Annotated in this window: 24 protein-coding genes; 14 read left to right on the top strand and 10 right to left on the bottom strand. The window is 69.7% G+C overall.

Going from position 1 to position 24,908, the window contains the following annotated elements:
* The first annotated feature begins 144 nt into the window (after window positions 1-144).
* The 4 genes from pstS to pstB all read left to right on the top strand — a co-directional run bounded on the left by pstS (window position 145) and on the right by pstB (window position 4,356).
* On the top strand, window positions 145-1,284 hold the full coding sequence (pstS, locus tag ACFWRT_RS17415) for a phosphate ABC transporter substrate-binding protein PstS (protein WP_380951164.1): 1,140 nt from the start codon (window positions 145-147) through the stop codon (window positions 1,282-1,284).
* Between the two features lie 169 nt (window positions 1,285-1,453).
* Window positions 1,454-2,455 (top strand): phosphate ABC transporter permease subunit PstC, encoded by a 1,002-nt coding sequence (gene pstC / locus ACFWRT_RS17420; protein ID WP_380951162.1) that lies wholly within the window; start codon window positions 1,454-1,456, stop codon window positions 2,453-2,455.
* Complete coding sequence (pstA, locus tag ACFWRT_RS17425) at window positions 2,452-3,540, top strand: phosphate ABC transporter permease PstA (RefSeq protein ID WP_380951160.1); 1,089 nt, start codon at window positions 2,452-2,454, stop codon at window positions 3,538-3,540. Before pstC ends, pstA begins: the two co-directional genes overlap by 4 nt.
* A 39-nt stretch (window positions 3,541-3,579) precedes the next feature.
* Window positions 3,580-4,356, top strand: a complete 777-nt coding sequence (gene pstB, locus ACFWRT_RS17430) for a phosphate ABC transporter ATP-binding protein PstB (protein ID WP_380951158.1) — start codon at window positions 3,580-3,582, stop codon at window positions 4,354-4,356.
* A gap of 154 nt (window positions 4,357-4,510) precedes the next feature.
* On the opposite strand, the gene ACFWRT_RS17435 is transcribed toward pstB, so the two are convergent.
* A complete protein-coding gene (locus tag ACFWRT_RS17435) occupies window positions 4,511-5,509 on the bottom strand; it encodes an inorganic phosphate transporter (RefSeq protein WP_380951157.1) in 999 nt (332 codons plus the stop codon).
* Between the two features lie 5 nt (window positions 5,510-5,514).
* On the bottom strand, window positions 5,515-6,135 hold the full coding sequence (locus ACFWRT_RS17440) for a DUF47 domain-containing protein (protein WP_030566597.1): 621 nt from the start codon (window positions 6,133-6,135) through the stop codon (window positions 5,515-5,517).
* A gap of 302 nt (window positions 6,136-6,437) precedes the next feature.
* Between ACFWRT_RS17440 and ACFWRT_RS17445 the strand changes: the two genes are divergently transcribed.
* Window positions 6,438-6,872 carry a metal-sensitive transcriptional regulator gene (locus ACFWRT_RS17445; protein ID WP_380951156.1) on the top strand — a complete coding sequence of 145 codons (435 nt, stop codon included), beginning with the start codon at window positions 6,438-6,440 and terminating at the stop codon, window positions 6,870-6,872.
* A 39-nt stretch (window positions 6,873-6,911) separates the two neighbouring features.
* On the opposite strand, the gene ACFWRT_RS17450 is transcribed toward ACFWRT_RS17445, so the two are convergent.
* Window positions 6,912-7,214 carry a hypothetical protein gene (locus ACFWRT_RS17450; protein ID WP_380951300.1) on the bottom strand — a complete coding sequence of 101 codons (303 nt, stop codon included), beginning with the start codon at window positions 7,212-7,214 and terminating at the stop codon, window positions 6,912-6,914.
* Window positions 7,215-7,396: 182 nt separating this feature from the next.
* The gene (locus tag ACFWRT_RS17455) at window positions 7,397-8,284 is read right to left on the bottom strand and encodes an SCO4651 family lipoprotein (RefSeq protein WP_380951155.1); all 888 of its coding nucleotides are present in this window, start codon (window positions 8,282-8,284) and stop codon (window positions 7,397-7,399) included.
* A gap of 163 nt (window positions 8,285-8,447) precedes the next feature.
* Here ACFWRT_RS17455 and ACFWRT_RS17460 point away from each other — a divergent pair, with 163 nt between their 5' ends.
* On the top strand, window positions 8,448-8,654 hold the full coding sequence (locus ACFWRT_RS17460) for a hypothetical protein (RefSeq protein ID WP_380951154.1): 207 nt from the start codon (window positions 8,448-8,450) through the stop codon (window positions 8,652-8,654).
* Between the two features lie 123 nt (window positions 8,655-8,777).
* Here ACFWRT_RS17460 and ACFWRT_RS17465 read toward each other — a convergent pair whose 3' ends face one another.
* The 5 genes from ACFWRT_RS17465 to ACFWRT_RS17485 form a co-directional block, all read right to left on the bottom strand.
* Window positions 8,778-9,509, bottom strand: a complete 732-nt coding sequence (locus ACFWRT_RS17465) for a phosphatase PAP2 family protein (protein WP_380951153.1) — start codon at window positions 9,507-9,509, stop codon at window positions 8,778-8,780.
* 336 nt (window positions 9,510-9,845) lie between these two features.
* Window positions 9,846-10,829 (bottom strand): C40 family peptidase, encoded by a 984-nt coding sequence (locus ACFWRT_RS17470; protein WP_380951283.1) that lies wholly within the window; start codon window positions 10,827-10,829, stop codon window positions 9,846-9,848.
* A 402-nt stretch (window positions 10,830-11,231) separates the two neighbouring features.
* Window positions 11,232-11,708, bottom strand: a complete 477-nt coding sequence (locus ACFWRT_RS17475; protein WP_380951152.1) for a hypothetical protein — start codon at window positions 11,706-11,708, stop codon at window positions 11,232-11,234.
* 80 nt (window positions 11,709-11,788) lie between these two features.
* Window positions 11,789-13,627, bottom strand: a complete 1,839-nt coding sequence (locus ACFWRT_RS17480; RefSeq protein WP_380951151.1) for an alpha/beta hydrolase — start codon at window positions 13,625-13,627, stop codon at window positions 11,789-11,791.
* Window positions 13,624-14,133: a hypothetical protein gene (locus ACFWRT_RS17485; protein ID WP_380951150.1), complete on the bottom strand. Its 510-nt coding sequence runs from the start codon at window positions 14,131-14,133 to the stop codon at window positions 13,624-13,626. Before ACFWRT_RS17485 ends, ACFWRT_RS17480 begins: the two co-directional genes overlap by 4 nt.
* Window positions 14,134-14,659: 526 nt before the next feature.
* Between ACFWRT_RS17485 and ACFWRT_RS17490 the strand changes: the two genes are divergently transcribed.
* From ACFWRT_RS17490 to ACFWRT_RS17515, 6 genes are all read left to right on the top strand, one after another.
* Complete coding sequence (locus tag ACFWRT_RS17490; protein WP_015610155.1) at window positions 14,660-14,968, top strand: hypothetical protein; 309 nt, start codon at window positions 14,660-14,662, stop codon at window positions 14,966-14,968.
* A 181-nt stretch (window positions 14,969-15,149) separates the two neighbouring features.
* The gene (locus tag ACFWRT_RS17495; RefSeq protein ID WP_380951282.1) at window positions 15,150-16,022 is read left to right on the top strand and encodes a hypothetical protein; all 873 of its coding nucleotides are present in this window, start codon (window positions 15,150-15,152) and stop codon (window positions 16,020-16,022) included.
* Window positions 16,012-17,391, top strand: a complete 1,380-nt coding sequence (locus ACFWRT_RS17500) for a hypothetical protein (RefSeq protein WP_380951149.1) — start codon at window positions 16,012-16,014, stop codon at window positions 17,389-17,391. Before ACFWRT_RS17495 ends, ACFWRT_RS17500 begins: the two co-directional genes overlap by 11 nt.
* Complete coding sequence (locus ACFWRT_RS17505; protein ID WP_380951148.1) at window positions 17,388-18,938, top strand: SCO6880 family protein; 1,551 nt, start codon at window positions 17,388-17,390, stop codon at window positions 18,936-18,938. The genes ACFWRT_RS17500 and ACFWRT_RS17505 overlap by 4 nt, the downstream gene beginning before the upstream one ends.
* Window positions 18,939-19,005: 67 nt before the next feature.
* A complete protein-coding gene (locus ACFWRT_RS17510; protein WP_380951146.1) occupies window positions 19,006-20,424 on the top strand; it encodes an ATP-binding protein in 1,419 nt (472 codons plus the stop codon).
* Window position 20,425: 1 nt separating this feature from the next.
* Window positions 20,426-21,979 carry a type IV secretory system conjugative DNA transfer family protein gene (locus ACFWRT_RS17515; RefSeq protein ID WP_380951145.1) on the top strand — a complete coding sequence of 518 codons (1,554 nt, stop codon included), beginning with the start codon at window positions 20,426-20,428 and terminating at the stop codon, window positions 21,977-21,979.
* A gap of 18 nt (window positions 21,980-21,997) precedes the next feature.
* Here the strand turns inward: ACFWRT_RS17515 and ACFWRT_RS17520 are convergent, their stop codons facing one another.
* Window positions 21,998-22,555 carry a GNAT family N-acetyltransferase gene (locus ACFWRT_RS17520; protein WP_380951144.1) on the bottom strand — a complete coding sequence of 186 codons (558 nt, stop codon included), beginning with the start codon at window positions 22,553-22,555 and terminating at the stop codon, window positions 21,998-22,000.
* A 160-nt stretch (window positions 22,556-22,715) separates the two neighbouring features.
* On the opposite strand from ACFWRT_RS17520, the gene ACFWRT_RS17525 reads away from it, so the two are divergent.
* Both ACFWRT_RS17525 and ACFWRT_RS17530 read left to right on the top strand, forming a co-directional pair.
* Entirely contained in the window at window positions 22,716-23,702 is a 987-nt protein-coding gene (locus ACFWRT_RS17525) for an ABC transporter ATP-binding protein (RefSeq protein WP_380951142.1), read from the top strand.
* Between the two features lie 184 nt (window positions 23,703-23,886).
* A complete protein-coding gene (locus ACFWRT_RS17530; protein ID WP_380951140.1) occupies window positions 23,887-24,795 on the top strand; it encodes a helix-turn-helix transcriptional regulator in 909 nt (302 codons plus the stop codon).
* Window positions 24,796-24,908: the final 113 nt, after the last annotated feature.

Below are 24,908 nucleotides of genomic sequence, written 5' to 3' on the forward strand. Positions count from 1 at the left end.
TCACTCTCTCCCGTTGGCGGCTTCACCTGTTCTGCCTAATTTCGGACGTACACGGTGCGCGGCGCCAAGCCGTAGCAACCCTCCTCATCGCACGCCGTCGTAGAACGAACAGATCACGGCGGCTCCTGGAAGGAACACCCGAAAGTGAAGCTTCAGCGCAAGAACCGGCTTCGTGCCACCGCGCTCGGTGCCCTCGCCGTCTCCGGCGCCCTGGTCCTCACGGCGTGCGGTTCGGACGACAACACCGGCAACGGGACCACCGGCGGCTCCGGTGAGCAGTCCGCTGCCGCGTCGAGCATCGACTGCGGCAAGGCCAAGGGCCAGCTCCGCGCCTCCGGCTCCAGTGCGCAGAAGAACGCCATGGACCTCTGGGTCAAGAACTACATGGCCGCCTGTTCCGGAGTGGAGATCAACTACAACTCCTCCTCCTCCGGCGAGGGCATCGTCGCCTTCAACCAGGGCACCGTGGGCTTCGCCGGCTCCGACTCCGCGCTGAAGCCGGAAGAGGTCGCCGAGTCGAAGAAGGCCTGCAAGACCGGCCAGGGCATCAACCTCCCGATGGTCGGCGGCCCGGTCGCGGTCGGCTACAACCTGGAGGGTGTCGACAAGCTCACGCTGGACGCCCCGACGCTCGCCAAGATCTTCGACACGAAGATCAAGAAGTGGAACGACCCGGCGATCGCCAAGCTGAACGACGGCGTCAAGCTGCCGGACAAGGCGATCCAGGCCTTCCACCGCTCCGAGGACTCCGGCACCACGCAGAACCTCGGCAAGTACCTCGGCGCGGCCGCCGCGGACGACTGGAAGTACGAGGCCGAGAAGAAGTGGCCGGCCCCCGGTGGCCAGGCCGCGTCCGGCTCCTCCGGCATCGCCGCCCAGGTGAAGCAGGTCGACGGCGCGATCGGCTACTTCGAGCTCTCCTACGCCAAGTCCCAGAGCATCTCCACGGTCTCCATCGACACCGGCGGCTCCGCCCCGGCCGAGGCCACCTCGGAGAACGCCTCCAAGGCCATCGCCGCCGCCAAGATCAAGGGCACCGGCAAGGACCTGGCCCTCGACCTCGACTACACCACCAAGGCCGACGGCGCCTACCCGCTGGTCCTCGTCACGTACGAGGTCGTCTGCGACACCGGCAACAAGCCCGAGACGCTCGACACCGTCAAGTCCTTCCTCTCCTACGCCGCCTCCGACGACGGCCAGAAGATCCTGACCGAGGCGGGCTACGCCCCGATCCCGGCCGAGATCAACGCGAAGGTCCGCGAGACCGTCAACGGCCTCTCGTAACGGCCCGGAGCGCGGGGGCCGTCCCCGCGCTCCACGCACCACCGGCAGGCCGGCCCGGCGCACCCCTCCGGACCGGCCCGCCACCCCGGTACCAACCAGCCCCAGCCCCAACCATCCGGTGCACCGCCGCCAGGGGAGCCTCGGCTCCCCCACACAGACCGGAAAGACCATGGCTTCCACCACACCGATAGACACACCACCGGCCCCGCCGGCACCCCCGGACCGCACGGAGCGCCCCCAGTCCACCGGGCGCATGGGCGACAAGGTCTTCGTCGGCCTGTCGCGCGGCTCGGGCATCCTGCTGCTCGTGATCATGGCGTCGATCGCCGTGTTCCTCAGCTACCGGGCCGCCATCGCCATCTCGAAGGACGAGGGCAACTTCCTCACCACCTTCGACTGGAACCCGGCCGGCGACCCGCCGGTCTTCGGCATCGCCGTCCTGCTCTTCGGCACGGTCGTCAGCTCGATCATCGCGATGATCATCGCGGTTCCGATCGCTGTCGGCATCGCGCTGTTCATCTCGCACTACGCGCCGCGCAAGCTGGCCGCCCCCATCGCGTACGTCGTCGACCTGCTCGCCGCCGTCCCCAGCATCGTCTACGGCATCTGGGGCGCCCTCGTCCTGGTGCCGTACCTGGAGGGCCTGAACCTCTGGCTCGACCAGTTCTTCGGCTGGACGTACATCTTCGAGAAGACCGAGGTCGGCGTCGCCCGCTCGCTCTTCACCGTCGGCGTGCTGCTGGCGATCATGATCCTGCCGATCGTGACCAGCGTCAGCCGCGAGGTCTTCCTCCAGGTCCCGAAGATGAACGAGGAGGCCGCGCTCGCGCTGGGCGCCACCCGCTGGGAGGTCATCCGCCTCTCGGTGCTGCCGTTCGGCCGCTCCGGCATCATCTCCGCCTCGATGCTCGGCCTCGGCCGCGCGCTCGGCGAGACGATGGCCGTGGCCACGGTCCTCTCCCCGAGCTTCATCATCTCGCTGCACGTGCTCAACCCGGGCGGCGGAACCTTCGCGCAGAACATCGCGGCGAAGTTCGGCGAGGCAGACGAGTTCGGGCGCGACGCCCTGATCGCCTCGGGCCTCGTCCTCTTCGTCCTCACCCTGCTGGTCAACGGCGCGGCCCGGCTCATCATCGCCCGCCGCAAGGAGTACTCGGGGGCCAACGCATGAGCCACGCATCCACCGCCGTACAGGAACGCCCGACGCCGCCCACCGGCCCCGGCACCCCGAAGTCCGGCCTGAGCAGCCGCTCGCTGCCCCGCCTGGCCCCCGTCGGCTTCGCCGCGCTCGCGATCGCCCTCTCCGTCGGCATCTCCACCGCCGCAGGCTGGCACAGCAAGGTGCAGTGGGGCATGATCGCCGCGCTGCTCTTCCTGGGGATCTCGTACGTCGCCACGAGCATCGTCGAGAACAAGCGCCAGGCGAAGGACCGCCTGGCCACCAGCATCGTCTGGGTCTGCTTCCTGATCGCGGTCGTCCCGCTGGCCTCGCTGCTGTGGACGACGATCACCCGCGGCGCCGAGCGCCTGGACGGCTACTTCCTCACCCACTCCATGGCCGGTGTGCTCGGCTCGGAGGCCAGCGGCGGCGTCTACCACGCGCTGATCGGCACCCTGGAGCAGGTCGGTATCGCCACGGTGATCTCCGCCCCGCTCGGCCTGCTGACCGCCGTCTACCTGGTCGAGTACGGCAAGGGCGCGCTCGCCAAGGCCGTCACCTTCTTCGTCGACGTCATGACGGGCATCCCGTCCATCGTGGCCGGTCTCTTCATCCTGTCGATCATGCTGATCTTCGAGATCCAGCCCTCCGGCCTGATGGGTGCGCTCGCCCTGACGATCCTGATGATCCCGGTCGTGGTGCGCTCCACCGAGGAGATGCTCAAGCTCGTCCCGAACGAGCTGCGCGAGGCCTCGCTGGCCCTGGGCATCCCGAAGTGGCGCACTATCCTGAAGGTGGTCCTGCCGACCGCGATCGGCGGGATCACGACCGGTGTCATGCTGGCCATCGCCCGTATCGCCGGTGAGACCGCCCCGATCATCCTGCTGGTCTTCGGCAGCCAGCTGATCAACGCGAACCCCTTCGAAGGCGCTCAGTCCTCGCTGCCGTTCTACATCTACGAGCAGTACAAGATCGGCGAGGCCGCCTCGTACGACCGCGCCTGGGCAGCGGCCCTGGTGCTGATCGCCTTCGTCATGATCCTCAACCTCGTGGCCCGCGGCATCGCCCGCTGGAAGGCCCCGAAGACCGGTCGCTGACGCGGCCATCAGCGACCTCCGAAAGAAGCAGTGATCACCATGGCCAAGCGCATCGACATCAGCGGCCTCAGCGCCTTCTACAGCAACCACAAGGCCATCGAGGACATCTCGATGACCGTGGAGCCCCGCTCCGTGACCGCCTTCATCGGCCCGTCCGGCTGCGGCAAGTCCACCTTCCTGCGCACCCTGAACCGGATGCACGAGGTCACCCCCGGCGGCCGCGTCGAGGGCAAGGTGATGCTGGACGACGAGAACCTGTACGGCTCCAACGTCGACCCGGTCACCGTGCGCCGCACGGTCGGCATGGTCTTCCAGCGCCCCAACCCCTTCCCCACCATGTCGATCTTCGACAACGTGGCGGCGGGTCTGCGGCTCAACGGCAGCTACCGCAAGAGCGAGCTGAACGACGTCGTGGAGAAGTCCCTGCGCGGCGCCAACCTCTGGAACGAGGTCAAGGACCGGCTCAACAAGCCCGGCTCCGGCCTCTCCGGCGGCCAGCAGCAGCGCCTGTGCATCGCCCGCGCCATCGCGGTGGAGCCCCAGGTCCTGCTGATGGACGAGCCGTGCTCGGCGCTCGACCCGATCTCGACCCTCGCCATCGAGGACCTGATCGGCGAGCTGAAGGAGCGCTTCACGATCGTCATCGTGACGCACAACATGCAGCAGGCGGCCCGTGTCTCGGACCGCACCGCGTTCTTCAACCTCGCGGCGGTCGGCAAGCCCGGCCGGCTCATCGAGATAGACGAGACGGAGCGGATCTTCTCCAACCCGTCGGTGCAGGCCACGGAGGACTACATCTCGGGCCGCTTCGGCTGAGCCGTACGCCTGCTCCTCCCCCACATACGGCCTTGCGGTGCTGCATGGCGGTGCCACCACAAGGCGAAAGGGTCCGCCCCCGCTCTCCCTGGTACGGAGAGCGGGGGCGGACCCATGTCTGTGTCTTCCGGGGCCTCGGCTGTCTTCCGGGGCCTCAGCCGAAGAGCAGCAGCACCGCGCCGTAACTCAGCGCCGCGACCAGCGCGGCGGCCGGCATGGTGATGAACCAGCCGAGGATGATGTTCTTCGCGACGCCCCAGCGCACGGCGTTCACGCGCTTGGTGGCGCCGACGCCCATGATCGCGGAGGTGATGACGTGCGTCGTGGAGATCGGGGCGTGGAAGAGGAACGCCGAACCGAACATGATCGACGCGCCGGTCGTCTCGGCGGCGAAGCCCTGCGGCGGGTCCAGCTCGATGATCTTCCGGCCGAGCGTACGCATGATGCGCCAGCCGCCCGCGTACGTACCCAGCGAGAGCATCACCGCACACGCGATCTTGACCCAGACCGGGATCTCGTCGTTCGGACCTTCGATGTCGGCGATGACCAGGGCCATCACCACGATGCCCATCGTCTTCTGCGCGTCCTGGAGGCCGTGGCCGAGCGCCATGCCCGCCGCCGAGACCGTCTGCGCGATCCGGAAGCCGCGCTTGGCCTTGTGCGGGTTGGCGTTCCGGAACAGCCACAGGATGGCGACCATCACCAGATAGCCGGCGATCAGGCCGACGAACGGGGAGATGAACATCGGGATGACGACCTTCTCCAGCACCCCGGACCAGATCACGTCCGTGCCGCCGGCCAGCGCCGCGCCGACCATGCCGCCGAACAGGGCGTGCGAGGACGAGGAGGGGAGGCCGAAGTACCAGGTGATGAGGTTCCAGATGATCGCGCCGACCAGCGCCGCGAACAGGATGCCCATCCCCTTCTGCCCGACGGGCGTGGCGATGAGGCCTTCGCTGACGGTCTTGGCGACCCCCTGGCCGAGGAAGGCGCCGGCGAGGTTCATCACCGCCGCCATCGCCAGAGCCGCACGCGGGGTCAGCGCCCGGGTGGAGACCGAGGTGGCGATGGCGTTCGCGGAGTCGTGGAAGCCGTTCGTATACGTGAAGCCGAGCGCGACACCGATGGTCACGATCAGCGCAAAGGTGTCCACGAGGTTCAGGACTCCTTGACCGCGATGGTCTCCACGGTGTTGGCCACGTGCTCGAACGCGTCAGCCGCCTCTTCCAGCACGTCCACGATCTGCTTGAGCTTCAGCACCTCCATGGCGTCGTACTTGCCGTTGAAGAGCTGGGCCAGCAGCTTGCGGTGGATCTGGTCGGCCTGGTTCTCCAGCCGGTTGACCTCGATCCAGTACTCGGTGAGGTTGTTCATGGTCCGCAGCCCCGGCATGGCCTCGGCGGTCAGTTCCGCCGCCCGGGCCAGCACCTCGATCTGCTGCTCGACGCCCTTGGGGAGCTCCTGGACCTGATAGAGGACGACCAGGTCGACGGCCTCCTCCATGAAGTCCATGATGTCGTCGAGGGAGGACGCCAGCTTGTAGATGTCCTCGCGGTCGAACGGCGTGATGAAGGAGGAGTTCAGCTGGTGGAAGATCGCGTGGGTGGCGTCGTCCCCCGCGTGCTCCGCTGCCCGCATACGCTCCGCGATCTCGACCCGGGAGGCAGAATCCGCCCCGAGCAGTTCCATCAGGAGTTTCGAGCCCGTGACAATGTTGTCCGCGGACGCGGAGAACATGTCGTAGAAGCTCGTCTCCCTGGGGGTCAGACGAAAGCGCACGTGGGGTCCTCGGGATGCTTTGGATTCGGTCAGGCTGATGCTAGGCGCATCATCCGGCCACGGCTAACCGGCGTTCTTCAGTGTCGCCCATCGCGAACGGGGATCAGCACCGGCCCCCGGTCACGTTTCCGCCGGATTCGTTACGATATACCCGGCAGGGGTATATCGGGATCAGGTGCGCGGAACCGCGGCGTGAACGGCCGGCGGGCGGCACCACCGGCCACATCAGGCCAGAGCGGGCGGCAAGCAGGCTGTAACAGGTCGTACGAGGGCAACGGCACCAGGACAACGGGAGGACGCACATGACCACCACCGAGACGACGGGCGCGGGAGCGGGAGCGGGCGCAGGCGCGGCAGCGGAACCGGCGGAGGCCCCGGCGGCGGCCGCACCGACCGCCGCGGCCGCACCTGCTCCGGTCGGCGCCGAGGAGATCGTGACCGACCACGACCTCGGGATCCACGGCTACCACCACCAGAAGGACGAGCACCTCAAACGGCTGCGCCGGATCGAGGGCCAGATCCGCGGCCTCCAGCGCATGGTCGACGAGGACGTCTACTGCATCGACATACTCACCCAGGTCTCGGCCTCGACGAAGGCCCTGCAGTCCTTCGCCCTCCAGTTGCTGGAGGAGCACCTGCGCCACTGCGTCGCCGACGCGGCGGTCAAGGGCGGCGAGGAGATCGACGCGAAGGTCGAGGAGGCCACGAAGGCGATCGCCCGGCTGCTACGGACGTGAGACCGGCCCGGTCCCGGGCCGGTCTGGGTGCCGGGGGCGTCATCGCCGGGGAACCGCCTGCCGGGGAACGATCGTCCGAGCCCCCGCGCCACCGACAGCGAGGCCGGCGCCCACGGCACCTTCTACGGCACCGTCACCGCCACCTACTGCGTCGCCGCCACCTTCTTCAGTACCGGTGCCGGCCCCGGGCGCCTCATCCCCGACGTTGAGCACTTCGTCGATACGGTCGGGACTGAGGCGCTCCTCACGCGCCGCCGAGGCCGCGATCATCAGCTCGCCGCAGAGCTCGATCTCGGCGAGGGCCACACAGTCCTGAGCGTTCGGAGCGCTGAGCGTCACCACCTGCGTCACCTCTCTCTGCCGTCGCCGACCCGTCGCCGACCCTTCGGCGCACCGGCTTCCTAGCGTAGGGAGCGCGATACGCACCGCGCATGGCACGGACGGACCATTTAGCCCCCTCCCAACCGGCCCCTCCCGCCCCGTCCTTCCCGTAGGGGGCGCGGCGGCGGGCGGCGGCCGGCCGCTCAGCCCTGCCGGATCTCCCCCGTGTAGATGTCGTCCTCGTCCGGCAGCTTCACCGTGACCGGCGCCCCGAACCCGTACAGCAGCAGCGTCGAGACCACCGTGACCGGCGCCGCCGCCTGGCCCTCCTGGCCCTTCTGACCCTCTTGAGCCGCGGAGGCGAAGCTGAAGCGGTGGCGGACCTTCCGCAGCCGGCCCTCCTCATCGAGGTACGCGTCGAACGGGACGGCGTCCTTGCTGAACCCTTTCGCCGCCGCGCTCATCGCCCCCCGCGACTGCGGCGACGCCTCCCGCGCCGCGCGGTTCAGGTCGGCGACGCCCTGGTAGTGATGCACCGTCACCCCGGCCAGCTCGGACTTCCCCACGTACGTCACATCACCGGCTCCGCGCAGCAGTTCGGCGGCGGCCATCGGATCGGTGACCCCGCCGGTGACGAGGTTGCCGTCCTCCAGGGCGGTCGTGTCGATCCTGACCCACTTGTCGTCGGGGACCCCGGCGCCGCGGTTCTTCATGTAGAGCGCGCCCGGCGCCAGCAGCTCGGTGATCGGCCGGCGGTCGTCCGCGCCGGCCGCGTCCGTGGGGAGCACCACCTTGAGCCGCCCCATCTGCGTGCGGAAGTCGTACGTGCCCTCCCCGCGGATCGTCACCCGCGTCCCGCCGGCCGCGGTCTCCATCGACGTACGGGCTTCCGCGCCACCCGCTTCGGCGAGTACGCCGGCGGCCCGGCCGAGCACATCGAGCGGGCGCTCCGCGGCCACGGCGCGCTGCCCGGACCCGTCGCTTCCCCCACCCCCGCCGACGCATCCGGCGGTGACCGCGATCACCCCGGCCACGGCGAGGGCGCGGGCAGCGCGGGCCCCGCCTCCGTCCCTGTACTGCTGCACCACCATCGCCTGCCAACCCCCAACGAATGCCGCCCGGCCGAGCCCTCACCCGCTCCGCATAACGACCACCGGCGCCCCCCGTCACGCCGCCCCGGCGCGTCCGCCGTGCGGGCGGGGGGGTACGGCACACGGCCCCCCGTTCGGAGGCCGTCCCCAGTACCGTGGTCAGGTGCACGAGGAACTCTCCGCCCCAGCCCGCGCCACGGCCCCGCACCCCTCTTCGTGCTCCGCGCCGCCCCCGGCCGGGCACAACGCCACGACGATCGAGCGCGGCTCGTTCTGCCTGGCCCGCTGCACGTGCGGCTGGACGGGCCCTGCGCGCAGATCGCGGGACCGGGCCCGCACGGACGCCGCCGAACACCTGGCGGCGTCCTGACCCTCTCCTCTCCCCTCACCTCCCCTCGCCCCAGGACATGACCGGAAACAGCACGATCCCCCAGGTGCTCGGAGCACCTGGGGGATCGTGATGGACGTCGGTCCGACCCCGTCGGCTACGGAGTCAGGCGGCGAGATCCTTCTCGCCCGGATACCCCTGCCCGGAGCCCGGCCGGGGCTCGGGGATGCCGCGCGTGTCCCCGTACTCCTCGGCGTACGCCGTGTCCGCCTTCTTCGACCGGACGATCCAGCCGACCCGGTCGGAGCGGGAGACCGCCGCCATCAGCGGGGTCAGCAGGGCCATCGCGAGCGGCGCCAGCAGCAGGGCGACGGCCGTCCCGAGGGCGAAGCCGCCAATCACGTCGGTGGGGTAGTGGACGCCCATGTAGACCCGGCTGACGCCCGCGAAGACCGCGAGGCCGAGCGCGACGAAGCCGAACTTCCGGTTGGCCACGAAGATGCCGACGGCGAGGGCCATGGCGAGGGTGGAGTGGTCACTGACGAACGAGTAGTCCGTCTTGCCGTGGATCAGGACCTCCAGCCCCTCGTGGTCGTTGAACGGGCGTGGCCGTTCGACGAAGCCGCGGATGGGGATGTTGATCACGACCGCGAGGGCGGCGGCGAGCGGCGCCCAGACGAGCGCGGCGACGGTGGCCACCGAATCCTCGGCGCTCCCGCGCTTGCGCATGCTCCACCAGCACCAGAGACCCACCAGGACGAGGCCGAACATGGTCCCGTACTCACCGACGAACTCCATGACCCGGTCGAGCCAGGTCGGAGCGGCCTTCGCCAGCCCGTTGATGCCGTAGAGCACACTGACGTCCGGGTTCGACCCTTCGAGTTCGAGTCCAGCCATCTGCTGCGGCCCCTTGCCTTGTCTGCTTCTTCTGTGGCGACGCGCGTCCGTGCGCGCCACCGTGGTCGAACCCCCGTGATTCGGTGTGGTACCGCTCCGCGCGCGCATGGTCAGTGCGCATGCTGTCCGCTGTCCCTGTCCCGTTCCCTGTCCAGGGAACGGCCCGGTGCCCGCCCGCGTTCCACTCTCCACCGAATGATCACCATGACGTTATCGAAGAGTGACTGGTCGTCGCAGCTCAGGGCCCAGGCTTAACGGAGAGTTCCGGCCACGGCCGACTCACCGTCAGCTCCACCGACCCCCGCCCAAGCCCCGGGGGAGATGGCTCACAACGACTCACCCTGGTGGAGAATCCTTCGGAAGGTCGGTCGGCAGGGCCGCGGCACCGTCCTTGGTGACGCGGGTCGCACCGAAGTAGTCCGGCGTATCGATCTTGTCGAACCGGATGACCGCCCCCGTGAACGGGGCGTTGATCATGTACCCGCCCCCGACGTACAGCCCGACGTGCCGAATGGCCCGCGAATTGGTCAGATCGTCGGAGAAGAACACCAGATCCCCCGGGAGCAGCTCGTCCCGCGAGGGATGCGGCCCGGCGTTGTACTGGTCGTTGGCGACACGCGGCAGCTCGATCCCGACGGTCCGGTACGCGGCCTGGGTCAGCCCGGAACAGTCGAACCGCCCCTGCTGCTCCGGCGTCCCGTTGCCGCCCCACAGATACGGCGTACCGAGCTTCTTCTGCGCGAAGTAGATGGCCCCGGCGGCCTGGCGGGAGGGCGCGACGCGACCGACGGGACGGGCGAAGCTCTTCTCCAGCGAACGGATGATCTTTACGTAGTTCTGCGTCTCCTTATAAGGAGGCACGCCGCCGTACTTGATGACCGCGTAGGCGCCGGCGTTGTACGCGGCCAGCATGTTGCTCGTCGGATCGCCGGGCACCTTCTTGACGTACCCGGCGAGCTCACAGTCGTACGAAGCGGCCGAGGGAATCGCGTCGGCCGGGTCCCACACGTCCCGCTTGCCGTCGCCGTTGCCGTCGATGCCGTGCGTGGCCCAGGTGCCCGGGATGAACTGCGCGATGCCCTGCGCGGCGGCATGGCTCTGCGCCCTCGGATTCCACCCGCTCTCCTGGTACAACTGCGCCGCCAGCAGAGCCGGGTTAATAGCCGGACAGAGGTTGCCCCACTTCTGGACCAACGACTGGAACCGCGCCGGCACCGCCCCCTTGGCAAGCGCGACGGCCCCACCTCCACCCGCCCCGGCGAGACCGGCGGCGGCCGAGTACGTACCGACGAGGAGCAGCGCCATGAAGGCCGCCGCCATGCCCACGCCGATGCCACCGAAGACCCAGAATTTCCGCACCCCCCAACCATCCCCCATCGGGGAACGGTTCCGGGGTGTTTTCGACGGTGTGTACGAGTCATCCGCGGCACACCACCGGCGCACCCGGAGCACAGGGGGGCGGTGACGGCTCAGGAGCCACGCAGGTGACGGCCGCTCAGTTCCCGAGTCCCGGACCAGACGTCGGACCGAACCCCGCCTCCGTGACGGCGTAGACGGCGGGAAACACCTCGTCCTTGTCGACGGACTTGATCCAACACCGCCGACTCCCCGGCCGCGCGAACAACACGGCGATCACCATGAGCAACGCCAACCGCGCACGCCCTTGCACCCCGGCCCCACCGCTCAGCCCAGCCCAGCCACGGCAGCGAGGACGAGCCCCAGTCAGCGGCCGGGCGTCACTCCGACTTCGGGCGTCTCCGCCGACCAGAAGTCGGAGTGGATGTGGGGGCGGGGGATGAACTCCCCTTCGTAAAGGGGCGCGGTCGCCTGACTGGTGGAGTCAGCCACTGCGGACTCTCGCACGCACGGAGTGTCCACCTGGAAGAAGGCTTGTCCCTTGCCGCCAATGCGAAGCCTTACACCGAATCCATCAGGTGTCCGGGCGTAGACGGCGGGAAATTCCGCATCATTGTTCACGGCCGTCATGCGATACCCACTCTTACGCCAGAACCGGTCGACGACCCCTAAGAGGTTCCCTCTACGCGTGGCGGAGATATCTGTCATCACGACACGTCTGCGCGACACGTCGCAACTGCCCACCGTTGTGGGGCCATGCGCCCATCGAAGCTCTGGCTGAATCTCTCGGAGCACGGCATCAAGGATCACATCAGATCGCTCCGCCGCAGTCTGCATATCCATGTTCGAGCCCCTATCCATCGCACATCCAACTGCTACTAGCCCAAAAGATCCGGCAATCAACACAGATCGAAGGAAGCGCCTCAACGCCCGCCCTCCTGCTTGACCTGATGACCGCGGCCTGCCACGACCATCGCAATGCTGTCGGCTGACGCTGAATCCAGCTTCGGATCGAAATACTGCGAGTGTGCATCAAGAGAGACGCCCCCCAAGCCGATCAGCGGCGGCCCCGGATCCGCCACAAAGCGGCGCGCACCGAAGTCCTCACTGGCCGGATCCTTGCCGAACCAAAGGTCGTCATCACCTGGATGGACAACATCCAGCGCCAAGGATCCTGCGGGCCCGAGGGCGCGCCCTGCGGCTGCGAGCAGCCCCTGTTCCTTGGAGGGAAGGCGAGTCACTACGTCATTATCCGCAGCGCCGACGAATACGTGATCCTTCCCCACTCCGAGGTCCTCCGCACGGTCCACGCCAAGCCCAGGGCTACCGACCAGAACAATGTCATCAACCCCAGGGATGCCGCCGTCTTGTTGCGTTGCCGCTCCGACTGTTCGCGAACCATACGAGTGCCCGATAGCCGTCATGTGCGGATCGCCATGATCATTGGAAGTCTCCAGCCCGGACATAAACCCCCGGAACGCGTGGGCTCCGGTCTCCGCTCTCTCGGTGCCAGCGACGGCCAAGCTACTCAGTCCGTCAGGACTCTGAGGTGCGTCGTATCCCAGCCAAACGACCGCCGCTGTTGAATGATCGATTTCTCTGGCAGCTGCAGCCGTGTCGCGCGCCCGCTTCAGATCCCCCTTGGCGAATTCCTCATCCAGCGACGTATTCAGCCCCGGCACATACGCCGCCACATTCCGCGACGTATCCGGGTTCCCGTACGAAACGATCGCCCGCCCATTCCCCTGGTCCCCGATGCCGAGCAGATACATCGGCGGCTCCCCCGGCTCCCGCACCGCCTGCAACTGCCGGTCGATCTCACGCAACGCCGCCAGCTTCGTCATCGCGTCCTCGTCGTCCCGGCCCGCCAGCTTCCCCATCAGCAACTGGAGGTTGTCCCGGTTCGCCGCGTCACGGACCAGCGCCGGGATCCCGTCCAGGTTGCCGATCTGGTCCGGGTACACCGCGAGGTACTCCTCGCGCTGTTCGTCCGTCAGCCCCGCCCACCACGCCTTCCGCTCCGCCGGAGACGCGTCGTGCGGGATGCCCTGCGCCAGGTACCCGCTCGCCGCCTGCCGCACCGCCGCCGCATCGCCCGCAGCGTCCGTCCATGTCGCGGCGGGAACACCCAGGCCGTCCTCCGCCGTCAGCGCCCGCAGGATCTTCGCGTACCGCCAGTCCACGTCCGCCGCCGTCCGCACCGCCCGGGCGACCCGGTCCGCGATGTCCTGGGCCTTCGCGGCGTTCGGGTTGGGCGCGACAAGTCCGGAGGGGGCGGCCAGCCCCGCGTTCGGGACTCCGGACGCCCGCCCACCCGCCAACGGCTTCCCGTCGACGAGGCCCTCGCCCCCCACCGGATACGTCACCGACCCGTCCGGGTGGACCGTGAACCTCAGGGCCGCCGCATCGTCGAGCGCCCCCTGAAGCACACGCTGCTGGGCCTTCAACTCATGGGCCAGACTGTTCAGCGTGGTCCGCAGCAGCCCGCACTCCGTATAGATGTACTGGAAGTTCATCGACAGCCGACGCAACCGCCTGACCGCCGCCTGTGCCGCCTCCCCTTTCTGCGTCCGGCGCAGATCGTCGACGAGCTGGGTGTCGATACGGTCCCGGGCGGCGTCGGCACGGTTGCCGGCCCTGCCCCACCCGTCGGCCGCCTCCTCCAGCTCGGCGCACCTCACCTCACGTAACTTCGCCCACGTCAGCGTCGCCCCCAGCGCCCCCAACGTGCTCAGCCCACCCGGCCCACCGAGCCCGCTCACGGCTTCTCACCCGAGGTTGCGCCCGCTCCCACTCCCGCTCCCACTCCCGGCCCCGGACCTGGACCCACCCCCGGCCCCGCCACCTTCACCCCATCAAAAGACCCCTTCACGGCGTCGTTCACCTCAAACTGAGTGACGGTCACCGACCGCAGCTTCCCGGCCAGGCTCCGGCACTCGTCGCGGGCGGTCTCGATCCGCCGCTCCCACGAGGACCGTACGGTGCCCAGCTCGGCCAGCGCCGACAGCTCCCCGGCGCCGGCCGCCAGGCCCCGGTGCGCACGTCCCAACTCGGCCTTCACCGGACCGAGGTGCGCGACCAGGCCCTCGGCCCCGCCGGCAGCCCGCATCCACGGCCCATCGCTGTGCTCCAGGTCACCGCCTGCACCAGCGCCCCCGCCACCACCGCCACCACCGCCACCATCCGTCCCACCGCGCGGCTCGACCCACCACCACGGCCGGTCACCCCCCGGCTGCGCCAGCACACCCGCTCCGCTCACACCGCTCACCCCGTTCCTCGATCGTGGAGCGGCACTGTGCCAAAAGCGGCGCGGCCGACATGCCGTCCGCCCGCACCACCGGGCGGCACGGCCGGGGCGGGCGGCGCGCGATCACCGGGCTTCCCGCCGCACCGGGCGAACACGGGATTCACCCGGACGATGGACGCGAGACGCCCTCAACCCCTGCGGAAGAACCGCCCTGACGGCGCATCGCCCCGGCTCACCGGCGCACCACCGACCCTCGAACGGCGCATACGAACACGCCGTGCCCCACGAACGCTGCAACCGCATCAACAACCCATGGCCACCGTCGTTGCTCGCGGTCACACCGCATGATACACAGAGTAACCAGGCATATGCGTGCGGATATCGGGACGAGCCGCAGGTCAGGGCGGCCGTGTCGGTCGAACGTGCGAGATCCGGGTAAAGAGACCGGGAAGGCGTCGTGCGAAGGCGGTTTCATCAGCGAAGATAGAAGGCAACCCGTGCCACACGGGCGCGGACAGCTAACTACCCAACAGGGGCGGTGACTTACATGATCCTGGCAGCAGAGAAGGGCGACATCACCACCATCATCGGCGGAATCGCTCCCAACTGGGGGCCGTTCGGCACGCTGGGCAACGAGGCGCGCATCATGATCGAGGTGGTGATGGCGATCGCCATCCTGCTCTGCCTCGGCATCGCGATCTGGGGCGCGGCGAAGCAGCGCATCGGAGCGACGGCGCTGCGCGACACGTTCAGCGCGGAACAGGGCAAGGGCCTGATCGTGGCAGGCCTGACCGGGGTCTTCATCATCGGCTCCCTCGGCACTCTCTTCACCATCGTGTACGGAATGGCTGTCTGACCGACCGTCGGCCAGCCCGCACCGGGCCGTCCCCGCCCGCTCCCCACCATCCGTCCGTCGTGCCCACCGGCTGAGGTTGCGTCTCCCTGATGTCGAGTCACTCCACCGCGCTCACGCGGCAACCAGCACCGCTACCGTCGTCATGCGCGGAACCGCACACGACCGAGGGGGCGAACGCGGCATGAGTCCCGGCGACGAGCACGACTACCGCGGCATGGACCAGGGCGGGCGCGCGGACGACCCGTACAGCACTCTCGGCGGCACCCGCCAGACCCGTACCCGCCTCCCGGACGGCGACGCGGGCCATCCCCACGCCCGCCGGCCCGTCCGGAACTCACGCTCCCTCGTCACGATCACCGGCGTGGTGGTCCTCCTCATCGCCGCGATCGCCTTCGCCAACCGGGGCGGCACGAGTAACGACGACAACGCCTCCCCGGGCACGAAGAACCCGGGGACGGCGGGGTCGGCGCCCACCGCCGCCACCGGCACCAAGCCGGTCCAGGGCAAGAACGGAACGATCGCCTCCGGCTTCGCCCAGGACGAGCAGGGGGCGCAGAGCGCGGCGGCGAACTACTCGGTGGCGCTGGTCTCCGCAGAGATCCTCAAGCCTGACCAGCGCACCGAGATCGTGCGTCGCATCTTCACCAATGACAAAGCTGACGAACTGAAGGACAGGTTCGATCGGGCCTACGACAAGGAGTTTCTCGACAAGATCGGTTTGGACTCAGAAGGTAACGCGGCTGCCGGTCTCACCTACGTGTCGAGGACAGCTCCGGTCGGAACCAAGGTGACCGAATACTCTCCCGCAACCGCGACTGTCGAGGTCTGGTGCACCGGTGTCTTCGGGACAGCCGGCGTCAGCTCGACCAATCCGGTCAGCAACGACTGGTTCACCATGACCTTGAAACTTCGCTGGGCCGACGAGGACTGGAAGGTCGAGAGTTTCGCGCAAAAGGACGGCCCTGCCCCCGTGAACACCGACCGCACGGCTTCCAACGCTGACGAGATCGCCAAAGCAGTCGAGCAATTCGGGGGGTTCACCTATGCCCGCTAACTCAAGCAGGGCAGGCCGAGTCGCGGCTTTGCTGGGTGGCCTGCAGACCACCACCCTGATCACCGCATCTCGTGCCATGGCCGCAGAGCCTTCGCCGACGCCGAGCCCCACCCCGTCCGACCAGGACAGGTGCGACCTCATCGTCGGCCCCGCCAAGGACTACTGCGAAGGCGGCGAAGGCGCCGGCGCCCGAACCCAGGACGTCGCGCCCACCGACGCCCTCGACCCCCTGACCTCCCTCGCCCAAGGCTGCGCCGACGCCGCGGCCTGGATCGTCGGCAAGCTCAGCGAGGCCGTCGAGTCCACGGCCGACGTCGACTTCACCAACCCCAAGTTCCTCCAGCAGTACGCCGTCATCTTCGCCGCCTCCACCATCCTCACCCTCGTCCTCTGGCTCCTCGCCGTGACCAAGCGGGCCATCCGCGGCGTCCCCCTCACCACCGCGATCTCCGAGGCCGTCGGCTTCCTCTGGCTCACCGTCCTCGCCTCGGCCTTCACGCCGCTGATCCTCTACACGATCGTCTCCGCCACCGACGGCGTCACCGAGGTCATCGCCTCCTCCACCGGCGGCCAGACCGACGTCTTCTTCGGGTCGTTCGCCGAGGCCCTCAAGAAGGGCACCGACATCGGCGGCGGACCGATCATGCTGATCGTCGTCTCGCTCGTCTCGATCGTCGCGGCCGGCATCCTGTGGCTGGAGCTCGTCATCCGCGCCGCCCTGCTCTACGTCGGCGCCCTCCTCGGCATCGTCGTCTACGCCGGTCTCGTCGACAAGAACATGTGGGGCCACGTCCGCCGCTGGGCCGGCATCATGATCGCGGTGATCATGGTCAAGCCGGTCATCGTCATCGTCCTCGGCCTCGCCGGGGCACTCTCCGCCGGCGACGGCCCCGACGCCTTCTCCGCCGTCGTCTCCGGCCTCGCCATCATCCTGCTGGCCATCTTCGCCTCCGCCATGATCTACCGCTTCGTCCCCGGCTTCGGCGACGAGATCCAGGGCGCCCGCACCAACCGCAAGCAGGCCACCGACGGCGCCCAGGCCGCCGCCCTCATCAGTTCCCCGGCCGCCCTCGTCTCCCAGGGCATCAAGACCCACAGCGGCCGCACCGAGCAAGGCGGAGGCGGCGGAGGCGGCGCCCGCCCCTCCAACCCGGTCGGCGGCGGCGTCGCCGCCCACAGCTCCCGCACCTCCGGCGGAGGCGCAGGTGGCGGAGGCGGGGTCGGCGGCGGATCTGTCCCCTCCGCCGCACCCTCGCCCCGCAGCGGCGGCTCCAGCCCCACCTCCGGCACCCCCCACAGCAGCCGCCCCTTCAGGGGAAGCGGCTCCGGCAGCACAGGTAACTCGAGCACAGGAGGTGGAGGGCGTTGACGACTCAGTCCCACACGATGACGCCCCGCCGTACGTATCTCATCGGCCGCGCCCGGCCGAACGCGATCGTCGGCAAGAACCGCGAGACCGGCGAGATCGCCCTCATCATCGTCGGCGCGTTCCTCGGCATGATGAGCGGACTCCTCGTCCCCGTCCTCTCCCTCCGCATCGTCTGCCTCGTCGGCTTCCCGATGCTGGCCCTCGCCGTCGTGTACGTCCCGTACAAGGGCCGCACGTTCTACAAGTGGTTCGAGATCAACCGCAGCTTCAAGCGCTCCCTGCGCCGCGGCACCGCCTACCGCTCCAGCGCCATGGAGGCCGGCGTCAGCGCCGACGGCCGCGAGGTCGAGATCGGCCCACCCCCCGGCATCGGCCGGATCAGCTGGCTCGCCGCCCCCTTCGGCCCCGACGAGATCGCCGTACTGCTCCACGCCGACCGCCGCACCGTCACCGCCGCCATCGAGATCGAGGGCCCCGGAGTCGGCCTCCGCGACAGCGAGGACCAGGAAGCCCTGGTCGACCGGTTCGGCACCCTCCTCAAGCACGTGGCCAACGGCGACGGCTTCGTCACCCGCCTCCAGATGCTCGCCCGCACCCTCCCCGCCGACCCCGACGCCCACGCCAAGGACGTCGCCCAGCGCGGCGACAAGGCGTCTCCCGGCTGGCTCCAGGACTCCTACGACCAGCTCCAGTCCATGGTCTCCACCTCCAGCGAGCAGCACCGCGCCTACCTCGTCGCCTGCATGCACTACAGCCGCGAGCTCGCCGCCGAGGCCAACGCCATCGCCCGCGCCGCCCGCCCCCACGGCGGCCGCAAGCTCGACCGCGACGCCGGGCTCGCCATCGTCATGGCCCGCGAGCTCACCGACATCTGCGCCCGCCTCGCCGAGGCCGACATCCGGGTACGCCAGCCGCTCGGCCAGAGCCGCCTGGCCTCCCTCGTGCACTCCATGTACGACCCCGACCACCCCATCGACCACATCCAGGCGATGACCAAGCGCAACGCCTGGCCCGCCGAACTGGACGCGGTCGAGCCCACGTTCCTCCAGGCCAAGACCCGCGAGTCCACCACCCGCGCCCCCTGGTGCCACGCCACGGCCTGGGTGAAGGAGTGGCCGATGACCCCCGTCGGCGTCAACTTCCTCGCCCCGCTCCTCGTCCACACCCCCGACGTCATCCGTACGGTCGCCGTCTGCATGGACCTCGAACCCACCGAGGTCGCCATCGAACGCATGCTGACCGAGAAGACCAACGACGACGCCGAGGCCAGCCGCCAGGCCAAGATGAACCGCACCGTCGACCCCCGCGACATCGCCGCCCACGGCCGGCTCGACCAGCGGGGTGAAGATCTCGCCAGCGGCGCGGCCGGGGTCAACCTGGTGGGGTACATCACGGTGTCGTCGCGTTCACCGGAGGCCCTCGCCCGCGACAAGCGCACGATCCGCGCCTCCGCCGGCAAGTCGTATCTCAAGCTGGAGTGGTGCGACCGCGAACACCACCGCGCCTTCGTGAACACGCTCCCGTTCGCCACCGGCATCCGCCGCTGACCCGAGCACCCGCACACCCGCACACCAACACCGAACCCAACCCGCAGGAAGAGAGGGCACCCCCACCATGCGAGACCCCCTGTCCGCATTGTCGGATGCCTTCACCTCCTTCCTCTTCGGCAAGGTGGAGACGACCCGCCTCCCCGTCCGTACGTCGACGGGCCAGGCCCAGGCCGTCTACCTCCCCACCGCCGCCCCCGGCCTCGGCGACTCCGGCGTGATCATCGGCCGCGAGGTCTACAGCGGCAAGGGCTACATCTACGACCCCTTCCAGCTGTACGGGCAGCAGCTCCCCGCCCCCCACTGGCTCGTCCTCGGCGAGTCCGGCAACGGCAAGTCGGCGCTGGAGAAGACCTACGTCCTGCGCCAGCTCCGCTTCCGCGACCGCCAGGTCGTCGTCCTCGACGCCCAGGGCGAGGACGGCGTCGGCGAATGGAACCTCATCGCCCAGGAGCTGGGCATAACCCCCATCCGCCTGGACCCGACCGCAGCCCTCAACGGCGGCATCCGCCTCAACCCCCTCGATCCCTCGATCACCACCACCGGCCAGCTCGCCCTCCTCCGCACGATCATCGAAGTCGCCATGGGCCATGGCCTCGACGAGCGTTCCGGCTTCGCGCTGAAGGTCGCCCACGCCTACGTGACCGCGACCAACACCGACCGCCAGCCGGTCCTGATGGACATCGTCGAGCAGCTCCGCCACCCCAAGCCCGAGTCCGCCGAGGCGATGAACGTCGACCTAGACGATGTACGGGCCTGGGGCCTGGACGTCGCCCTCGTCCTGGACCGGCTCGTCGACGGTGACCTGCGCGGCATGTTCGACGGCCCCACCACCGTCGGCATCGACCTCGACGCACCCCTCATCGTCTTCGACCTCTCGCACATCGACCGCAACTCGATCGCGATGCCGATCCTGATGGCGATCGTCGGCGTCTGGCTGGAACACACCTGGATCCGCCCCGACCGCAAGAAGCGCATCTTCCTGGTCGAAGAGGCCTGGCACATCATCAACTCCCCCTTCGTCGCCCAGCTCTTCCAGCGCCTGCTGAAGTTCGGGCGCCGGCTCGGCCTCTCCTTCGTCGCCGTCGTCCACCACCTCAGCGACGTCGTCGACGGAGCCGCGGCGAAGGAAGCGGCGGCCATCCTCAAGATGGCCTCCACCCGCACGATCTACGCCCAGAAGTCCGACGAGGCACGCGCGACCGGGCGGGTCATCGGCCTGCCCCGCTGGGCGGTCGAGATCATCCCGACCCTCACCCCCGGCATCGCGGTCTGGGACGTCAACGGCAACGTCCAGGTCGTCAAACACCTGATCACCGAGGCCGAACGCCCCCTCGTCTTCACCGACCGCGCCATGACCGAAGGCTCGTCGGACGACCTCCTCCCCGAGGACATCCGCGCCGCCGAACTGGAGGCGGAGCAACGGGCGGCCCGGATCGAGAACCAGCAGCGCATCAACGACTCGTCCCGCTCCACGGTGGCCTGACATGGCACGCCGGCCGGCCCGCAGCCCCGTACCGGAAAGACCCCGCCGGAACAGCCCTCGCCGCGAGGACGGCAACAGCGGCGGCATCCCCGACGGCCTGCTGGTCGGCCTGCTCGGCTTCCTGTTCGCGGCGACCCTGCTCGCCTGGACGGCCACCGGCCTCGCCGGCCTCCTCGCGCACGGCTCCTGGCCGGACGGCGTCACGTTCACCCAGACCCCGCCGGCCCTCCGCGAACTGGCCACCGCCCCGCAGGACCTCCCCGGCGCCTGGCCCCACACACCGGCCTCCCAGCTCTCCGGCTACGGCCTGTTCTGGGGCCTGTTCATCGGCGAGCTGATGGTGCTGGTGGTCCTGACCGTGTTCGTCCTCGGGTCCGTGGCCCGATGGCGGGCCGTACGGGAACGGCGCCGCGAGGAACGCCTGTACGGCCCACCTCAGGAGAAGTACGAGACGTACGAGGCATACGAGCCCCACGGATCCCACCAGCCGCACCAGCCGCACCACTCCCACGACATCCCCGCCCAGCCCCCGGCCCCCGCCCCCACCACACTCACGCAACCCCCCGCACCACCCCCGCCCAGGACCACACCAGGGTCCCCCCTCCCCTCCCCTCGCACCCCCCTCCTCGTCTACGCCCCCGCCCGCGACCGGCGCCCCACCGTCGTCCAGGCGATCCAGGACGCCGAGGGCCCCGCCCTGGTCGTCACCTCGGATCCCACGGTCTGGGCGGAGACGAAGGACGCCCGCGCCAAGCTCGGCCCGGTCCTCGTCTACGACCCCGGCCACCTCTGCGACACCCCGGCCCGCCTCCACTGGCCGCCCACCGCCGGCTGCGAGGACCCCGACACCGCCGCCGTACGCGCCGTCGCCCTCCTCGCCCCGGTCCGCCCGCAGGCCAGGATCGACGCGGCGGTGGCCGACACCGCGCAGACGCTCCTCCAGTGCTGGCTGCACGCCGCGGCGGTGGACGGCCGCCCGTTCCGCCAGGTCGCCCGCTGGGCCTCGGGGGCATCCGCCCACGAACCCGTACGCCTCCTCCGTACGCACCCCAAGGCCGCATCCGGCCTCGCCGGGCTGCTGGAGTCCGCGCTCACGGGGTACCCGGAACGGCGGGACGTCGCGCAGGAGTTGAACGTGCGGGCCTTCTCGGCCCTCTCCTCGGTGCACATCCGCGAGGCCTGCGCGGCCAACCGATCGGATGCGGCCGCGCTGGAATCTTTTGCTTACGAGGGGGGAACGCTCTATGTAGTCGGTGAACCCATCGAGGATCCCCGTACCCACCCCGGCGCGATGCCCCTCCTCACCGCGCTCGCCTCACACGTGGTCGAGCACGGCCGCCGCATGGCCGCACGGTCATCCGACGGTCGGCTCGACCCACCAATGACGCTCGTCCTGGACGACGTGGCCGCCGTGGCCCCGCTCCCCCAGCTCCCCGAACTGCTGGCGAGGGGCCAGGATCTGGGCCTGCCCGCGATCGCCCTGCTCCGCTCCCGCGAACAGGGCCGGGCCCGCTGGCAGCAACACCTGCACGCCCCGGCCCCGGGCGCCGTCTGAGCGCACGGGGGTGGCCGCCTACCCCCGCTCGATCACGTACTCCAGCTCCCACTCACGCCGCTCACCCGGCCCCGGGACCAACATCCGCTGCCCCGACGGTACGAACCCGAACCGCCGGTAGAACGCCGCTGCCCGCGGGTTGTCCTCGTGCGCATACAGGCGCACCCGCTCCAGCCGCGGCGCGGACAGCGACCAGCACCAGTCCACAGCCACCCGGAACAACGCGTCCGCCACCCCGGCCCCCCGCACCTCCGGCCGGACGAAGACCCCGACAAGGTGCCCCTGGTTCACCTCGGCGGGCTCCCCGAAGCGCACATCGTCCTCCGGGCGCTCGATCAGCACGGTGACCGTGCCCACCCACTCCCCCTCGGGCGACTCCGCGACGAACTGCCGTACGTCCCCGCCCTCGGCGGCCGCAGCCGTACGGTCCTGCCAGAAGGCATCGGGCCGCTCGACCGCCGCCTCGTACGAGTCCAGGAACGCCACGGGCGCCGCCGGATCCTGGAGGGCATCCAGCCGCAGCTTCCTGGCCAGGGGCCATTCCTCGGCCCGCACGGAACGCATCACATAGTCCATGACCCGATCCTCACCCGCCACCCGCACACCGCTCAACCGACTAAACGACGAGCCACCGACGAAACGAAGAGTCACCGTCGTACCCCGGTACTACACCCCCACCCACCTCCCACCCCCGGTAGGACGACCACCCCCGGCCCCGCTCCGTAGCGTCGACCGCATGATCAAGGCATACGGACTCACCAAGCGGTACGGCGACCGGACCGTCGTCCAGGACCTCGACTTCACCGTCCACCCCGGTACGGTCACCGGCTTCCTCGGCCCCAACGGCGCCGGGAAGTCGACCACGATGCGCATGCTGCTCGGCCTCGACACACCGACCCGCGGCCGGTCCACGATCGGCGGGCGCGCCTACGCCGCCCACCGGGCGCCCCTCACCCAGGTCGGCGCCCTGCTGGAGGCCCGCTCCGTGCACCCGGGCCGATCCGCCCGCAACCACCTGATCGCCCTCGCCCACACCCACGGCATCCCCCGCGCCCGCGTCGAGGAGGTCATCGCGCTGGCCGGTCTGACCGGGGCCGCCCACCGAAGGGTCAAGGGCTTCTCCCTCGGTATGGGCCAGCGCCTCGGCATCGCCGCCGCCCTCCTCGGCGACCCGGCCACCGTGATCCTGGACGAACCGGTCAACGGCCTCGACCCGGAGGGCGTGCTCTGGATCCGCACCCTGCTCAGGTCGCTGGCCGCCGAAGGCCGTACGGTCCTCGTCTCCTCCCACCTGATGAGTGAAATGGCCCTCACCGCCGACCACTTGATCGTCATCGGCCGGGGTCGCCTCCTCGCCGACACGACGGTCGACGAACTGGTCCGCCAGGCGGGCGGCGCGTCCGTGAAGGTCGTCACCCCCCAACCGGACGATCTACGAACCCACTTGGCGGCCCCGGACGTGGAGATCACCACAGTCACCAGCGCCGCCACCACCACAACCGCGGCCCCCACCGCCCCTCTCCACGAACTCCTCGTCCGGGGAGCGGAGTCGGCCCACATCGGTGCCGTAGCCGCCGCGCACGGAATCACCCTCCACGAACTCATGCCGCAGAAGGTCTCGTTGGAGCAGGCCTTCATGGACCTCACCCAGGACGCGGCCGACCACCGTTCCCAGCCACCGGTCACCCCACTCCCCGCCCACCTCACCGGAGCCGCAGCATGACCACGACGACACCGACACGCCCGCCGCCACCCCCACGCCCCCAGCACCCCCGTACCGCTCCGCGCCGTACCGCATCACCCCGACCCGCGTCCTGCGCTCCGAGTGGCACAAGCTCCGCTCCCTGCGCTCCACCTGGATCACCCTGACGACAGCGGCCGCGCTGGTCCTGGGCGTCGGCCTGATCATGGGCGGCACGTACACCTCCGGCGGCGGGGACTCCGACGTCGACATCGTCGTGCTGACCCTGTACGGCAGCCTGCTCGGCCAGCTCTGCGTGATCGTCCTGGGCATCCTGGTCACGGCCGGCGAGTACGCGACCGGCATGATCCGCTCCTCGCTCACCGCCGTCCCCAGCCGGCTCCCCGTGCTGTGGGCGAAGGCAACGGTCTTCACCGCCACCGTCCTCACGGTGATGTCCGCGACCGCCCTGACCACCTTCGCCGCGGCCCAGCTCTTCCTCCACGACACCGACCAGGCAGCCGCGCTCACCGACCCCGGCGTCCTGCGGGCCCTCGCCGGCAACGCCGCCGGCATCACCCTGCTCAGCCTGATCGCCCTCGGCCTGGGCTCCCTGCTCCGCTCCGTACCGGGCGCGATCGGCTCGTTCATCGGCGGGGTGATGATCCTCCCCGAGGTGCTCGGGATGCTCCCGTACGAGACCGTCGAGCGCGCCCTCGCCTACTTCCCCACCCAGGCGGCCGGAGCTCTCGGCTCCGCCACCCCGATCCCGGGCACCGCCGCCCCCGGCCCGGCTCTGCTGGCCCTGCTCCTGTGGGCGACGGCGACACTGGCGGCGGCCACCCTGACCCGCCCCCTCCTGGACGCCTACGCACACCATCTGCCGACCGCACCCGACGGCGGCGCCCCGGCAGCTCCGCCGGATCCCCGCATCGCCGCTCTGACCGACCGGGAACGGGAAATCCTGACGGTGATCGGCCAGGGCTGGTCCAACACAGAGATCCCCGCCCGCTTCCACCTCGCCGAGTCCACCGTGAAGACGCATGTCACGCGCATCCTCGCCAAAACCGGATCCCGGGACCGGGTGCAAGCGGTCATCCTGGCCTACGACAGCCGCCTGGTGACGCCCGTCTGAGAACTCTGCGTCCGGGCCCAGAACGCAGAAAAGCCCCGCACCATACGGTGCGGGGCTTTCCCGGAAAAATTGTTCGGCGGCGTCCTACTCTCCCACAGGGTCCCCCCTGCAGT

The organism is Streptomyces cyaneofuscatus, from assembly GCF_042718795.1.
GTDB classification, from domain to species: domain Bacteria; phylum Actinomycetota; class Actinomycetes; order Streptomycetales; family Streptomycetaceae; genus Streptomyces; species Streptomyces cyaneofuscatus_A.